Below are 14,886 nucleotides of genomic sequence, written 5' to 3'. Positions count from 1 at the left end.
GATCTAGATCCGAATGGTCAACGCCATGATCACCTGCACGTCGTCGATCGTGTACTGGTGGCGGCGAGTCTCCTGGCCAAAGTAGGCCTCACGCATCGTATTGAGCAGATTGGTGCCCTGGAGGGAGAGCGTGGCATTTTCCGTCACGTCGTAGCTGACGGAAGCGTCGAGCCAGCCGTAAGACTCCCAGTAGATCGGCACCGGCCTTTCGAGGCCAACGATGTTCTGCGTGCCGCTGAAGAACGAGTCGCGCCAGTTGTAGGCGATACGGGCGGAGAACTTATCGTTCTCATACATGCCCACGATATTGTAGCTGTGCTCGGAGAGGGAATCGAGCGGCGTCGTCAGGCCCGTGACGCTGCTGTCGCTCTCGCTGTCTACATAGGTGTAGTTGGCCTGGATACCAAAGCCGCTCAGCCAGCCCGGCAGGAAGTCGAAGAATTGCTGGTAACCGACCTCGATGCCCTTGATCGTGGCCTTGCCCATGTTCTGCGGACGGCTGATCTGATACTGCTCGCCCTCGTGTGTTTCCGTAGCGACGACCGAGGTCGGGAAGCCTTCCACCTCCTTGTAAAAGCCTGCGAGGTAGACGGAAGTCGTGCCGCTGAAATACTTTTCGAGTGAGATATCCAAGCTGTCGGAGCGCATGGGGTCCAGCTCCGGATTGCCCGCCGAACCCTGATTCTGGGCCGGGTTAGTAGTGTTACGAAGGAGCGTCAACGAAGGCGAGAGCTGGCTGAAGCGGGGCCGCGTAATCGTTTTGGAGGCAGCCATGCGCAGGAACAGGTCGTCGGCCAGATGAAGGCGGGCGTTGAGGCTCGGCAAGAAGTCCACGTAGTCCGTGCTTCGGTCGAGTGGCACACTCTCTCCCGTTTCCGGGATCGGGCGGAAGCCGGAAACCTTATGGCTGGTGCCGACCACCCGGGCGCCGATGTTGCCGTCGAACTTCAAGCCGCTGTCTTTGCGGTAGTTGAGCATCGCATACCCGGCGGTGGTGTCTTCCTGCATTTCCCAGACCGAGAGCGGGCGAAGGTTGGGTGCGGCGTTGGACACGCCAAACTGGTCCCAGTTGCGGTAGCCGCCCTGCACTTTGGAGAGGTCGGCCACCACGTAGTTGCGCAGCATCGGGATGTCCCGGTCGTCCGGGAAGAAATCGCCCCAAGGGTGTTCGCGGAGCAGGCTGGTGTTGTCCGCGCCCGGCAATGCGATATCTTGGTTACGCGACAGCGTGCCATCGCGATTGTCGGCTCGGCGGGCGGCATAACGCGCACCAAACTCAACACTATCCCAAAAACCGCTGCCAATTTCATAAGTGGCATCCAGAGAACCGGCGATCTGGTCGCCCCGGTGGTTCTGCTGCGTATAGCTGAGCGTCCTGACTTGATAAATGCTCGGGTCGAGCAGGTCGGTGCCTGTAACCATCGTGGAAGCAACGTCTCCGCCCACATCCATTGTGTATTGGTCGACCTGCCCATTGAGGAAGACACCGTTGAAGATCAACTGGCTGACGGCCTCGGTGTAGCTGAGGTCGCCCTTGATCGTCCAGCGGTCGTGCCGCCAGGAGCCGCCCACTGCGAATTGCGACGACTCGCTCTTTGTCGGGCGCAGGAAGCTGAGGACCGTGAAGCCCGTATTCTCAAACGAAGCGCGGCGCACATCCTGTGTGCCGGGGAATAGCTCCACCGAGCCCGCGACCGGCTGATCGGACAGGGCCATCGAGAGGCCGTGCGTCTGCTCCTGCGTGGTAAAATCAGTAAAGCTGTATTCGCCGTAAAACTCCAGCTCGTCGTTGGGGCGCCACTGCAAGGCGGCATGGAGGCCCTTGCGCGTGCGCTTGCCCCCCGTCACTGGCTCAAAAACACCGTTGGAGATGTAAACAGTTTCGCCGTCGATCAAGTCCGTGCGCGGGGTCGGGTTGCCCGGGTCCATCAAATCGCTCCGGTATTCGCGCTCCTGATACGAGTAGTTGATCAGCGCGCCCATCTCGCCCTTGCCCACCTTCCAGCGGTCGCTGACGAGGCCGGTGACTTGCGGCGAAATCTCGTCGATCATCTCGCCGTAGTGGCCCTTGACCGTGGCCGAGGCGGTGAAGTCTTCAAAGTCGAACGGCTTGTGGGTGATGATGTTGACGGTGCCGCCCAGGCCGCCTTCGATCATGTTGGCCGACGGCGTCTTGAACACCTCGATTGCCGATACGAGCTCCGACGGCATGTCCTGGAAGTCAAGACCGCGTCCGCCACCGGCGGTAAAGGCCTCACGACCGTTCATCGTCGTCTGCACCTGCGAAAGGCCGCGAATCGTCACGCTGGAGCCCTCGCCCCGGTCGCGGGTAATCTGGATGCCGGTGACCCGCTGGAGGGCTTCGGTCACGTTGGTGTCGGGCAGCTTGCCGATGTCGTCTGCCACGATGGCGTCGACAAATTCAATCGACTCGCGCTTGCGGTACTGGGCCGAATAAAGCGACTGGCGCAGACCCGAAATCTCGAAGGCTTCGAGCTCGAAGATCTCGTCTTCGGGCGGGGTGCCAGCGGTGGAAACGGCATCCTGCGCGCTCAGCGGCAAGGCGCCCAGCAGGGCGAGGGAAAGGGTGCTGGCGCGGGCAAAGCGCAGCCAGGCACGGCGGGAAGATGCAGGATCAGTCAAAGGAGTGGATAATGGACGCATAGGGTAGTGGAAACAGGTTTGCACATGAGAAAAGCGGGGCAAAGGGCGTAGCCGGTGGACGCTCCGAGCCGTTGCAGGATCGGAGAAATCACGCCGCAAGGCAGCATCGGGCGTACAGGCTGCGGCCTGTCAGGTGGCGATGTGTCGCGGATTTTTCGCTACGTCTGAGCCCCGCGCAGGGAGCATACAGGCGCTAGCTAGCGCTCAAGGCTGGAACGCTCCAGCCATGGAGGAGGGGTGATGAAAGCATGGGGGGGATATGAAGAAGGCGATGCAGGCACGTATTTGCCGGCCAGCGATTCGCCCAGGACGAAGGTGAAAACATGGCGGCCAAGGGGGGTGTGCCACCACGGAAGGAGTTACAACAGGCCACATCTTACTGCATGTCTGGCGAGTTGTGAATTTGCAGTTTGACCAAAGACATACATAAAATGACCTCGCGCCACGGATTTCACCTTATTTCAGGAGACGGAAAACTACACTGCACCTCGCCTGATCCAGGTTTATGCTCCCTGAACCCCATAAGAGGCAAACGCACATAACCGCCTGACTTCTACTTTCTTCCAACCCAGATTCTTTTGAGCTGGCCCGCTGCAGAGGGCACTTCCATGCCTATGTTAGGGGTCTTGACCTATCGCTTTACCACCTGCGGCGTCATGGAATTGACAAAATGACTTTTCACAGGTGAAAATTTCGGGACGCTCTTCACCCCCCGTTCCCTTGCCTCCCCACCCCGTCAACTACGATTCCTACCTCTCGACGCCCGCCCCCTTATTCGAGTGGGGCATCGTCTTGAGCGCCGCCGGTTGCGCCCACACCGCCCCCGGCCAAGCCTACCCGCCGACCCCTCACCCGCAGGGGCACCACTTCAGCTGGGAACGCGGTCGCATCCTCGATGGGCTGCAGATCGTGCTCGTCACCGGCGGCACCGGCGAGTTGGAGATCCGCCACTACGGCACCTTCGAGCTGACGGCCGGCTCCGCCTTCCTCCTGCTGCCGCAAGTGTGGCACCGCTACCGCCCCAACCCGCACACCGGCTGGAACGAAAGCTGGATCGAAATCCGCGGCCCCCTCGTCAACCACCTCCTGCAAACCGGCAGCCTCTCGCACGACCGCGTCGTGCGCCACCGCGTGCTGGCCGGTCGCCTCGGTCAGGTGCTCGACGCCATCCACCAGCGTACCCGCAGCCTCCAGCGCTCCACGCCCGAGCTCTCCGCCCTCGCCATGCAAGCCCTTGCAGCCTGGGCCGACCGCCCCAGCACCCAAGCCAGCAGCCGTGTGGCCGACGCCATCGAGCAGGCCGAGCAGATCCTGACCGACCGCCACGCCGAAGACCTCAACATGCCCGAGCTTGCCCAGCAGCTAGGCCTCGCCTACAGCCACATGCGCCGCGAGTTCAAAAAGCTGACCGGCTACTCTCCCTGGCAATACGTGCTGCACGTGCGCCTCTCTCGCGTGTGCCGCCTCCTGCTCTCCAGCGATCTGACGCTCGACCAGATTGCGGGCGAGGTAGGCTTCAGCTCCGCCTTTCACCTCTCGACCCAGTTCAAGAAGGTCTACGGCTCTTCCCCTCTGCACTGGAAGCGCAACATCACCCGCACGGTGAAATAAGGCGCACGCTCAGCTCCCCATTTCGAGCATGCGCACGCGGCGGTGCTTTTGCGGGAACTGCAACGTCACCGCCGTCCCGACCCCGACCCGGCTGTTGATGCCGATCTGGCCGCCGTGGTCGCGCATGATACGCTCGCAAATCATCATGCCCAGCCCATGCCCTTCCGCCTTGGTGCTGAAGTATGGCTGGAAGACCTTGGGCAAATCCTCATCCGCAATCCCCTCGCCCTCGTCGAGCACCTGCAGGTAGACGAAGTCGTCGTCGCTGTTGGCCCAGATGCGGATCGTGCCGCCATCCTTCATCGCCTGCCGCGCGTTCTTGAGCAGGTTGAAGAGCACCTGCTTCACCTGCTGGCGGTCGCCGTCGATCAACGGCACTTTCGCCCCCAGCTCCACATCCACCTTGATGCCCGCGCTCTCCAGCTCCGGCCCCATCACTTCGAGGCTCTCCTCCAGCACACGCACGAGGTTCAACTCCGAGAAGTCCGGGGCCTGCGGGCGCACCGCATGGAGGAAGTGCGCGATGATGCCGTCGAGCCGCTCCACCTCTCCCTGGCAGATGTGCAGGCTGCGCTGCAGCTTCTCCACCGCCCGGTCGGGCGACATCTTGTCGAGCTGGCGCTTCATCACCTGCAGGTGGATGTTGAGCGAATTGAGCGGGTTGCCCAGCTCGTGCGCCACGCCAGCCGAGAGCTGGATGATCGAGCGCACGCGCGCGGTCTCGATCTCCTGCTGCGTCTGCGTCTTTTCCTGCGTCACATCGCTGAGGATCACCGCGTATTGGGCCACGGCAGTGCCCGCTGCCAGCTCGTCCTCAAAATTGACGATGTAGAGCCGCACAAGGCGCTTCTCCGGGTAGTTGAGCTGCAACTCGCGCGTGAGGTTGTTTTCCTCCCGCAACTGGCCGCCGGGGCCGAAGCGCAAGGTGCGTGTGAGGTCGGGCACGGCCTTCCAGAGGCTCAGCTTGCCCACCTCGCGCTGGTGAAATCCCAGCATCTGGCACGCGCTCGCGTTGGCATACTCGATGATCCCACTGGCATCGATCACCAGCAGCCCCTCGCGCAGGGTATTGAACACGCTGTTGAGCAGCCGCCGCTCGCGCGCCAACCGCTTCACCAGGATGCCCAGACTCGCCTGATCGAGGTCGTCGATCCGGCCCAACACGTTTTCCAGAGGATCATGCCGTTTCGATTCGGCCATACCCCCACGTCTTAGGGCACGGCCCAGGAACTGGCAAGAGGAGAGCGCTCACGCCAAGCGCCTCCCAACTTCCTCTCCCATTCCGGCTTGCCTGCGGCATCGCATCCGTCAGGCTCGGAGCGACGCCATGCAATACCCCCTGTCTCTCTCCTTCAAGATCGTCGCGATTGCGCCGCAGATCCAGATCACGGATGCCGCCGGCACGCCTTTGCTCTACGTGCGCCAGAAAGCCTTCAAGATGAAGGAAGAGATCGAGGTGTTTACCGACGACTCGCGCAGCAAGCGGCTCTATACGATCAAGGCCGACCGCATCCTCGACTTCAGCGCCACCTATACCTTCCGCAACGAAGCGGGCGACGCAATCGGCAGCATGAAGCGGCACGGCATGCGCTCCCTCTGGCGCACGCACTACGAGATCATGGGCGACAACGGAGAGGTGATCTTCGAGATCCGCGAGAAAAACCCATGGGTGAAGATGGCCGACGGCATTTTTGGCGAAATCCCCATCGTCGGCATGTTCAGCGGCTACATGTTCAACCCCACCTACGAGGTGCGTCTCCCCGGGCAGGAAGACCAGGTGCTCTTCGAGATGATCAAGAAGCCCGCCTTCTTCGAAAGCTCTTTCGAGCTGCAGCGCAAGCAGGAGCTGGGCATCGTGGAAGAATACCGGGTGCTGCTGAGCCTGCTCATGATGGTATTACTCGAACGCGACAGAGGTTAAACACCCAAACGACCCCCTGAAGTAGGCCCCGCCAGTTGCAGCAGGCCGCAAAGCAGCTTTGTTCGCAGGCAAACCCTTATTGCCTATGAAGCTCCGTCTCTTGCTTACGCTAATTGGCTGCCTTGCGGTGGCTCCCGTCGCCACCCAGGCCGAAACGCTGACCAACGACAAGGTTATCGCCCTCAGCAAGGCCGGCCTGAGTGATGAAACCATCCTCACGGCGATCCGCCAAAGCGATGCCGACTTTGAACTCGAGGCCGACGAACTGATCGCCCTGCGCGAAGCCGGCGTCTCGGCCAACGTGATCGAGGCGATGCAGCAGAAAAACGCTGCCGGGCCCGCTGCCGCCATCCCCTCGCCCACCAGAACACGCCCCGCCGAAGCCCGCTCTGCCCAGCGTATGACGGCAGACCTCGACCGCCTCGGCCCGCCCCAGATCACCCCCAAGATTGGCGAGACCTACTACACCCGCTTCACCTTCAAATACGAAGGCGACGAGTTTCCCACCACCAACTACTGGCGCGGCGCCCTCGTGCCGATCAACACCAAGGTCCAACTACTCGAAATCGACGACGACAGCTTTGACCTGTTGATCGAAGAAACGGGCATGACGGTGGAGGTCGAAAACGTGGAGAAATATTCGAAGCGCTCCGTGCTCCAGTATGCGCAGCTCATGCTCGCCGACCGCCCGACCAGCCTTTCCCAATTCCCCGAAGAAATCCAGCAGGCCATCCAGATGGGCGACCCCCGCCCCGGCATGACCAAGGAGCAGGTGATCTACGCCCGCGGCTATCCGCCCGCCCACCAGACCCCCAGTCTCAAGTCGCCCGAATGGATGTATTGGTACAGCCGCTTCAACAAGCGCGCCTTCCACTTCAACGCCAACGGCATCCTCTCGAATATCGAGAATTAAGCCCGACGGAGACTCTCACCGACTCAATGGTGGCACCCGCTCCGGGGTGCATGTTGAGCTCCGTAAACCCGGGGTGTCGGTCCGGTGGACCTCAACCCCGGGCTAAGAGCTGCCAAGCCTCCGGCTTGGGGCGGCGCGGCGGTGGTGGTGGGGTGATCTCCCAATCTCTATACTCCGTTGCGTAGGTTAAGCGCCGTCAATTCTTCGCTCAATAGGTGCGGCGTTGGCGGTCCGCCATCCTCCGCTGCATGGCAAGCCGGAGGTTTGCCAGCTCGATAGCCGGTGGTCGAGGGCCGCGCAGCGGACCGACTACCACCGGATGGCCCCGAATACACAAGGCACCCCGGAGGGCGTGCCACCCCTCTCCCCCCTACAACGCCTTGATGGCTGCCGTCAGCACTTCGGCGGCCTTGTCGAGGATTTCCGGGGTGTGAGCCGTGCAGAGGAAGCACGTTTCGTAGGCGCTCGGCGGCAGGTAGACCCCGTGGTCGAGCGCGTAGCGGAACACCTTGTTGAACAAGTCCGTGCGGCTGGCGACGGCCTCGTCGAAGTTGCGCACGGGCTCCTCGGCAAAGAAGAGCGCAAACATCGAGCCCCGTTGCGGCACCTGCAGCGGGATGCCCTTTTCCTTCGCCGCTGCGAGCAATACATCCGCCAGGCTGCCGCCCATCGCATCGAGCATCGCGTAAGGGTCTTTCTCCTCCAGCAGGCGTAGCTGGGCGATACCGGCGGCCATCGCCAGCGGATTGCCGGAGAGTGTACCTGCCTGATAAACCGGGCCGAGCGGCGCCAGCATCTCCATGATCTCGCGCTTGCCGCCAAACGCACCCACCGGGAGGCCGCCGCCGATCACCTTGCCCATCGCGGTCAGGTCGGGCGTGATGCCTTCGAGCTCCTGCACGCCGCCCTTGGCGAGGCGGAAGCCGGTCATCACTTCGTCAAAGATCAGCACGCTGCGGTAGCGGTCGCAAATGGCGCGCAGGTGTCGGAGGTAGCCCTCTACCGGCAGAATGAGGCCGCAGTTGGCGGGGTAGGACTCCACGATCACGCCCGCGATGTCGTCGCCGTGCTCGGCAAAAGCCGCATCGAGCGCCGCCGTATCGTTGTAGGGCAGTACGATGGTGTGGCGCGCGAGATCGGCCGGGATGCCCGCGCTGTCCGGGTTGCCCAGCGTAAGCGCACCCGAGCCAGCCTTGACCAGCAGGCTGTCGACGTGGCCGTGGTAGCAACCGGCGAACTTGATGATCTTGGTGCGACCCGTGTAACCTCGCGCGAGGCGAATCGCGCTCATCGTGGCCTCGGTGCCGCTGTTGACCATGCGCACCATCTCGACCGACGGCACCCACTCGACCACCAGCTCGGCCAGCTCCACCTCGTAGGGGTTGGGCGTGCCGAAGCTCGTGCCCTTGTCCAGCGCATCGGCCACGGCGTCGTGCACCGGGCGGCAATTGTGCCCGTGGATAGCCGGGCCCCAGGTGCAGACAAAGTCGATCAGCTCCTGGCCGTCGGCCGTGAAGAGCTTCGCCCCTGCCGCCCGCTCGGTAAAGAACGGCGCGCCGCCCACGCTCCGGAAGGAACGCACGGGGCTGTTGACCCCGCCGGGGATGATCTTCTTCGCACGTTCAAAAAGCTCGGTCGATCGCTGCATGATACCTCCAACCTAAACACACCCCGCCCCAACGCGAAAGGAAAAGCTGCGCTGGCCTGAACGCAAAAAAACTCCCCGCCACATCCTGCGCGCCCGGGGAGTCGGTAAAGCAAGATCTGCTTGGCCCTACTGGTTGGCCATTTCGCCGCAGCAAGCCCCGCTCATCGCTTCGGCCGCAGCCGCCTGCATCTCCTCCGGCGTCAGCTCGGCAATGGTCGAGGCGAGCGACCAGCGGTGGCCGAACGGGTCTTCCACCGTGCCGTAGCGGTCGCCCCAGAACATGTCGGCCAGCGGCATCGTCACCTTGCAGCCCGCGTCGACCGCCCGTGCGAAGGCGGCATCGACGTCTTCGACCTGTAGGTGGATCGTGACCGGCGAGCCCTTGAGCGAAAGCGGACTGAAGCAGCCCCACTGCTCGTTTTCCTCATTCATCATGATGTGGGAATCGCCGAATTGCAGCATCGCATGCATCAGCGCGCCGTCGGGCATTTGCATCGCGTGGAGGGTCTTGGCGCCAAAAGCCTTTTCGTAAAACGCAATCGCATCCATCGCGTTGCGACAGGTGAGGTGCGGCGTAATCGTGTTCATCCAGTCCGGGACCGGCTTGACGGGGGTCTGTGCGGGAGAGGTGCTCATAACGATAGGTGTTCAGGTGAGTTGGAAGGAGGCGCGGCGACTCGATGCATCGCCGCTGCCTTTATGACGATCCAAGGGCGGCGCGTCAGACAGGAAATGGCAAAAACGCCTACTTTTTTCCCTCAGGATGCGTCACGCTTCGGGCGAGCTGGCGGCGCAGGCCCGGGCGGCGGCTTGCTCCAGCTCTTCGGGGCTGAGATCGGCAATGTGGGTGGCAATGGCCCAGTGGTGGCCGAAGGGGTCGATCAAGCGGCCGTAGCGGTCGCCCCAAAACATGTCGCTGACCGGCATCGAGACCTTGGCGCCGAGCTTCACCGCGCGCTCGAAGACCTCGTCCACGTTCTCCACCTGAAGGTGGACCGTCATGTGCGCAAAGTGCGGCAGCTGCTCGGCCGGGGGTAGGTCGCGGTCCGGGCAGGCGTCGGCCAGCATAATCAGCGAATCGCCGATCCGCACGACTGCGTGCAGCAGCCAACCCTCCGGGCTCGGGAGGCGCGACATCTCGGTGCCGCCGAAAGCTTCCTTGTAAAACTCGATCGCGGCAGCCGCGTCGCGGCACATCACAAAGGGGGTCAGCGTGTTCATCCAGTCCGGCACGGGCTGGACGGTGCGGGAGGCGATAGCAGTCGAAGAAGAGGCGGTGGTCATAGTCTTTCCTAGGCTAATGGCATAGTCGATTGGTTTTGCGGCGCCGGAGCAGCCGCTTACATTGACCTGACGAATGGCGTGCGCGCTACAGGACAGCCTCGTCGCATTTTTTTTGGCGAAGTTCGCCCTTGCTTGGCGCACGCCAGAACAGGCGCGAGTTCTGACCATCAGACCCCGACGCACTTTGCCCCGCCCGCAACCCGACCCTACCCTTCCCGCACCTACCCATGCCCCACCTCCTCCGCCCCTCCTTGTTTTCCCTTGCCGCCATGTGCCTCGCCTCGACCAGCTTTGCGGATGCCCCGCGCCCGCAGGCCGAGCCCTTCCCGCTCGACCAGATCCGCCTGGAAGACGGCATCTTCAAGCAGCGGCAAGACACCCACCTGCGCTACCTGAAGATGGTCGAGCCCGACCGCCTGCTCTCCGCCTTCCTCACCCGCGCTGGGCTGGAGGCCAAGGGCGAACGCTACGGCGGCTGGGAGGCGCGCGACATCACCGGCCACTCGCTCGGGCACTACCTATCCGCTCTCAGCCTCATGTATGCCGCCACTGGCGATGCGGAGCTGAAGCAGCGGATCGACTACATCGTGCAAGAGCTGGCGGCAGTGCAGGAGGCCAACGGCGACGGCTACGTGATGACGGTCGACAAGTCTGCCTTCGAGGAGATCCGCGCTGGTAAGGTCCGGGCCTCGCCCTTCAACCTCAACGGGGTATGGGTGCCTTTTTATACCATGCACAAGGTCTTCGCCGGCCTGCGCGACGCCTACCGCTACACCGGCAGCGAACAGGCCCTGGAGGTCGAAAAAGGCATGGCCGAGTGGGTCGACAGCGTCTTCTCCCCTCTTACGCCCGAGCAGGTGCAGGAAGTCCTCCGCACCGAGCACGGCGGCATGAACGAAGTCCTTGCCGACCTCTCGGTCGATACCGGCGACGAGCGTTACCTGCGCATGGCGATCGACTACTTCAACCACCGCGCCGTGCTCGACCCGATGTATGAGGGCCGCGACGCGCTCAACGGCCTGCACGGCAACACCCAGATCCCCAAGGTGATCGGCGTCGCTCGCGAGTACGAGCTGACCGGCGAGGAACGCTTCCACACCGCCGCCACCAGCTTCTGGGACCACGTGGTCAACGACCGCTCTTACGTCATTGGCGGCCACGGCGAGGGCGAACACTTCTTTCCGGTGGAGGAGTTTCCAAACAAGCTGACGCCCTACACCTGCGAGACCTGCAACACCTATAACCTGCACAAGCTCACCGGACACCTCTTTGCGTGGTCGCCCGACGCGGCGGAGATGGATTTTGTCGAGCGCTCGCAGCTCAACCACATCCTCGCCAACACGGGGCATGAAGAGGGCGAGTTCGGCTACTTCCTCACCATGGAGTCCGTCGGCGTGAAGGTGTTTTCGAGCGAGTTCGATTCGTGGTGGTGCTGCGTGGGTACCGGCCTCGAAAACCCCGCCCGCTACGCCGAGCAGGCCTACTTTCACAGCCCTGATGGCGACACCCTGTGGGTCAACCTCTTCCTCGGCAGCCGTCTGGACTGGCCGGAGAAGGGCTTGAAGCTGACCCAGGAGACCGACTTCCCCGACGACGACACAACGCGACTGATCATCGACGCCGAGCAGCCCGTGCGCCTCGCCCTGAAGCTGCGCCAGCCCTATTGGTGCGAAAAGCCGGAGGTGAAGGTCAATGGCAAGCGTGTAAAGGTCGACGGCAAGCCCTCTTCCTACCTCACGCTGGAGCGCGAATGGAAAGACGGCGACGTGGTCGAGCTGCGCCTGGCGATGAGCCTGCACAGCGAGCCGCTGCCCCACTCCAAGGGCGAGATCGTCTCGGTGCTCTACGGCCCCAGCGTGCTGGCGGCCATCGTGCCCGAAGAGCCCGGCATCGACAACCCCGGCGGCGAACGCTTCAGCGACCACCTCGCGGCGCGCGGCAAGACGGATGCCTTCGCCCCGCTCTTCGTCGCCCCAAGCGTCCAGAAGGTGCTCGCGGGCCTCAAGCCCACCCGCAAGGGCTTTGCCGAGTTTCGCAGCAAAGGCGTGGTGCAGCCGCAAGACCTGACCTTCGTCCCGCTCTACCGCATCTACGACGAGCAATATGCCGTCTACTTCCCCCTGCTGACCCAGGCCCAGTGGAAGGAACGCGAGCAGGAGATCCGCGCCGACCGCGCCCGCCAGCAGCAATTTGAGCAAGCCACGGTCGACTTTATCGACTGCGGCTACCAACAGCCCGAGGTCGAGCACGAGCTGCAGGAACAGAGCAGCCGCATCGAGGAAGTCGCCGGCGGCAAGGGTCGCGTGGCGGACAAGGGCGGCCATTTCTCCTACCAGGTAGCCGTCGATCCCCAGGAGCCGATCACCCTCGTGGCCACCTACTGGGGCAGCCAGTGGCAGCGCCGCACCTTCGATATCTACCTCGACGACGAGCTGCTGCAGGAGGCCACCGTGGGGCCGGAGACGCCAGGCCGCTTCTACGAGCAGCAATACGCCGTGCCCGCCGAGCTGACCCGCGGCAAGGATCACGTGCGCGTGCGCTTCCAGGCCCGCTCCGATGGCATGGCCGGCACACTCTTTGGCCTGCGTGCCATGCGCACCGGCGACATGCCTGCCGCCCGCGAGTAGTCCCGCGTTTTTTACATTTCCACCGCCCTTTTGCAGCGCCTTTTCCCAAGGCAGCCGACAGCTAACGTTCGAATCCAGCAAAACAACGGTAAAAACAGGGTTTATCACCTATTCCAATTCATACTGGGTCGACGTGTAAGGAACCACCCTCGCGAAAAAGGTTCCTCATGTTCAAATCCTTCGCTCTTCGTCAACGGCTCCTCTGTCTCGGTATCTTTTGCGCCGTCGCGCCGCTGATCGCCGTCGCCCTGCTTTCCGAATGGGAAGGCCGGCGCCTGAAACACGAGGCGGCGACCCGCGTCGAAGCCCAGGTCAGCCAACAACTGAACCTGTTCACCCAAGGCCTGCGCCAACGTACCGCGCTGGCGGACACGCTCTTGCTGCAGAAGGTGGCGACCAGCCTCGGAGCCGCCGCCGAAATCATGGCCGCCAAAGGGCAACTGCAGATCGACGCCAGCCAGCCCGTCACCTGGCAGGCGGTCAACCAGATCAGCGGAGAAGCGAGCGAGATCACGCTGCCGCAAGTCGTGGTGGGAGGCGAATGGCTGGGGCAGGAAAGCACCTTTACCGCAGGCCGGGACGTCCCGGTCGTCGACCGCCTGCGCATGCGCACCGGCGACACCGCCACCATCTTCCAGCGCATGAACGAGCAAGGCGACATGCTCCGCATCGCCACCAACGTGGCAAAACTCGACGGCACCCGGGCCATCGGCACCTACATCCCCCATACCAGCCCCGTCGTACAGGCCGTGCTCGCGGGCGACACCTTCTACGGGCGCGCCTTTGTGGTGAACCAGCACTACATCACAGCCTACGAGCCCCTGAAAGACGACGCCGGCGAAGTTATCGGCATCCTCTACGTGGGCACGCCCGACGCCGTCGCCACCGTGTCCCTGCGCGAGCAGTTTGCCCAGACCAGGATCGGCGATAGCGGGCACATTTTTGTGATGAACGCCCAGGGCGGCAATCAAGGCAAGCTGCTCGTCGGCGCACCAGAATCGACGGAAGCGAAAGCCGATGCCTCGCCCCTTGCCTACGCCAGCGATGCCCAGCGCCAGGAATTGGCGACCCAGGCTCTTGCCCTGAAAGAGGGCGAGCTGGCGACCGAGCTGCGCGACCTGCCCAACTCGGGGGGCCAGCCCGAGGCGCAAAGGATCTTTTACGCCTATTACGCACCCTGGGATTGGGTGCTCGGCATCACCATGGCCGAAGCCGAATACCAGCACGTGGCCACCGAGATCCAGGCCAGTCTGGACCGTGCCGCCCTCTTCCGGCTCGCCGGCATCGCCAGTGGGGCCGTTATCGCCGCCCTAGTCTTCTACCTCGTGGCCCGCCAGCTGACGCGCCAGTTGCAACGTATCTCCGATGAACTCTCCGCCAGCGCCGGGGAATCTGCCAACGCCGCCGACGGAGTCTCCGAAGCCAGCCACCAGCTCGCCACTGGCTCCAACGAGCAGGCCGCCGCGTTGGAAGAAACGAGCGCCTCGCTGCACGAGATCGAAAGCATGGTCAGCCATAGCAGCGAAAACGCCCAGCGGGCCACCAAACTGACCCAGGAAAGCCGCAGCGTGGCCGACAAGGGAGCCCAGCAGATGCAGGCCATGACTGCAGCCATGGAGCGCATCCAGCACACCAGCCGCGAAACCTCCGCCATCATCAAGACGATCGACGAAATCGCCTTCCAGACCAACCTGCTGGCTCTGAACGCTGCCGTGGAAGCCGCCCGCGCCGGCGAGGCCGGGGCCGGTTTTGCCGTGGTGGCCGAAGAAGTGCGCTCGCTCGCCCGCCGTAGCGCCCAGGCCGCCACCGAAACGACTTCCCGCATCGCCGAAGCCATCAAAAGCAGCGAGCAGGGCATGACGCTGACCCACCAGGTGGGCAACAGCCTGAGCCACATCATCGGCCACATTCGCGAGATGGATGAACTGAGCGAAGAGATCGCCGCCGCCGGGCGTGAACAGCTCAACGGCATCAGCCAGATCAACCACGCGGTGCAATCCATGGAAGGCGTCACGCAAAACAACGCCGCCGCCTCCGAAGAAACCGCTGCGGCCGCCGCCGAGCTCAACGCCCAGACCAATACCATCCGTGAGCTGATCGACGACCTGCAAACCTTGATCAAGGGGCGGACCCGCCAAAAGCAAACGCCCGCGCCCGAACTCGACGAGCCCCCGGTCGCCGGACCGCAAAAAAATGCGGCATGAGCGCCCTCGCCAGT

At 63.2% G+C, this 14,886-nt stretch carries 10 protein-coding genes; 5 read left to right on the top strand and 5 right to left on the bottom strand.

Annotated elements, in window-relative coordinates:
• Nucleotides 1-3 precede the first annotated feature (3 nt).
• The gene (locus Q7P63_03830; GenBank protein ID MDP0499209.1) at nt 4-2,643 is read right to left on the bottom strand and encodes a TonB-dependent receptor; all 2,640 of its coding nucleotides are present in this window, start codon (nt 2,641-2,643) and stop codon (nt 4-6) included.
• 741 nt (nt 2,644-3,384) lie between these two features.
• Here Q7P63_03830 and Q7P63_03825 point away from each other — a divergent pair.
• Nucleotides 3,385-4,275, top strand: a complete 891-nt coding sequence (locus Q7P63_03825) for an AraC family transcriptional regulator (GenBank protein MDP0499208.1) — start codon at nt 3,385-3,387, stop codon at nt 4,273-4,275.
• A 9-nt stretch (nt 4,276-4,284) separates the two neighbouring features.
• Here Q7P63_03825 and Q7P63_03820 read toward each other — a convergent pair whose 3' ends face one another.
• On the bottom strand, nt 4,285-5,475 hold the full coding sequence (locus Q7P63_03820) for an ATP-binding protein (GenBank protein MDP0499207.1): 1,191 nt from the start codon (nt 5,473-5,475) through the stop codon (nt 4,285-4,287).
• A 127-nt stretch (nt 5,476-5,602) separates the two neighbouring features.
• On the opposite strand from Q7P63_03820, the gene Q7P63_03815 reads away from it, so the two are divergent.
• Nucleotides 5,603-6,196 carry an LURP-one-related family protein gene (locus Q7P63_03815; protein ID MDP0499206.1) on the top strand — a complete coding sequence of 198 codons (594 nt, stop codon included), beginning with the start codon at nt 5,603-5,605 and terminating at the stop codon, nt 6,194-6,196.
• Between the two features lie 85 nt (nt 6,197-6,281).
• Nucleotides 6,282-7,109: a hypothetical protein gene (locus Q7P63_03810; protein ID MDP0499205.1), complete on the top strand. Its 828-nt coding sequence runs from the start codon at nt 6,282-6,284 to the stop codon at nt 7,107-7,109.
• A gap of 370 nt (nt 7,110-7,479) precedes the next feature.
• Here Q7P63_03810 and hemL read toward each other — a convergent pair whose 3' ends face one another.
• The 3 genes from hemL to Q7P63_03795 all read right to left on the bottom strand — a co-directional run bounded on the left by hemL (nt 7,480) and on the right by Q7P63_03795 (nt 10,041).
• Complete coding sequence (gene hemL / locus Q7P63_03805) at nt 7,480-8,757, bottom strand: glutamate-1-semialdehyde 2,1-aminomutase (protein ID MDP0499204.1); 1,278 nt, start codon at nt 8,755-8,757, stop codon at nt 7,480-7,482.
• A gap of 126 nt (nt 8,758-8,883) precedes the next feature.
• The gene (locus Q7P63_03800; GenBank protein ID MDP0499203.1) at nt 8,884-9,393 is read right to left on the bottom strand and encodes a VOC family protein; all 510 of its coding nucleotides are present in this window, start codon (nt 9,391-9,393) and stop codon (nt 8,884-8,886) included.
• Nucleotides 9,394-9,525: 132 nt separating this feature from the next.
• Complete coding sequence (locus tag Q7P63_03795) at nt 9,526-10,041, bottom strand: VOC family protein (protein MDP0499202.1); 516 nt, start codon at nt 10,039-10,041, stop codon at nt 9,526-9,528.
• 227 nt (nt 10,042-10,268) lie between these two features.
• Between Q7P63_03795 and Q7P63_03790 the strand changes: the two genes are divergently transcribed.
• A complete protein-coding gene (locus Q7P63_03790) occupies nt 10,269-12,668 on the top strand; it encodes a glycoside hydrolase family 127 protein (GenBank protein MDP0499201.1) in 2,400 nt (799 codons plus the stop codon).
• Between the two features lie 167 nt (nt 12,669-12,835).
• Nucleotides 12,836-14,872: a Cache 3/Cache 2 fusion domain-containing protein gene (locus tag Q7P63_03785; GenBank protein MDP0499200.1), complete on the top strand. Its 2,037-nt coding sequence runs from the start codon at nt 12,836-12,838 to the stop codon at nt 14,870-14,872.
• The last annotated feature ends 14 nt before the right edge of the window (nt 14,873-14,886 follow it).

This window comes from Verrucomicrobiota bacterium JB022 (genome assembly GCA_030673845.1).
In the GTDB taxonomy this organism is placed as follows: Bacteria; Verrucomicrobiota; Verrucomicrobiia; order Opitutales; family Oceanipulchritudinaceae; genus WOUP01.
The sequence above is the reverse complement of the archived record's forward strand: the minus strand, read 5'-3'. Positions and strand labels throughout refer to the sequence as shown.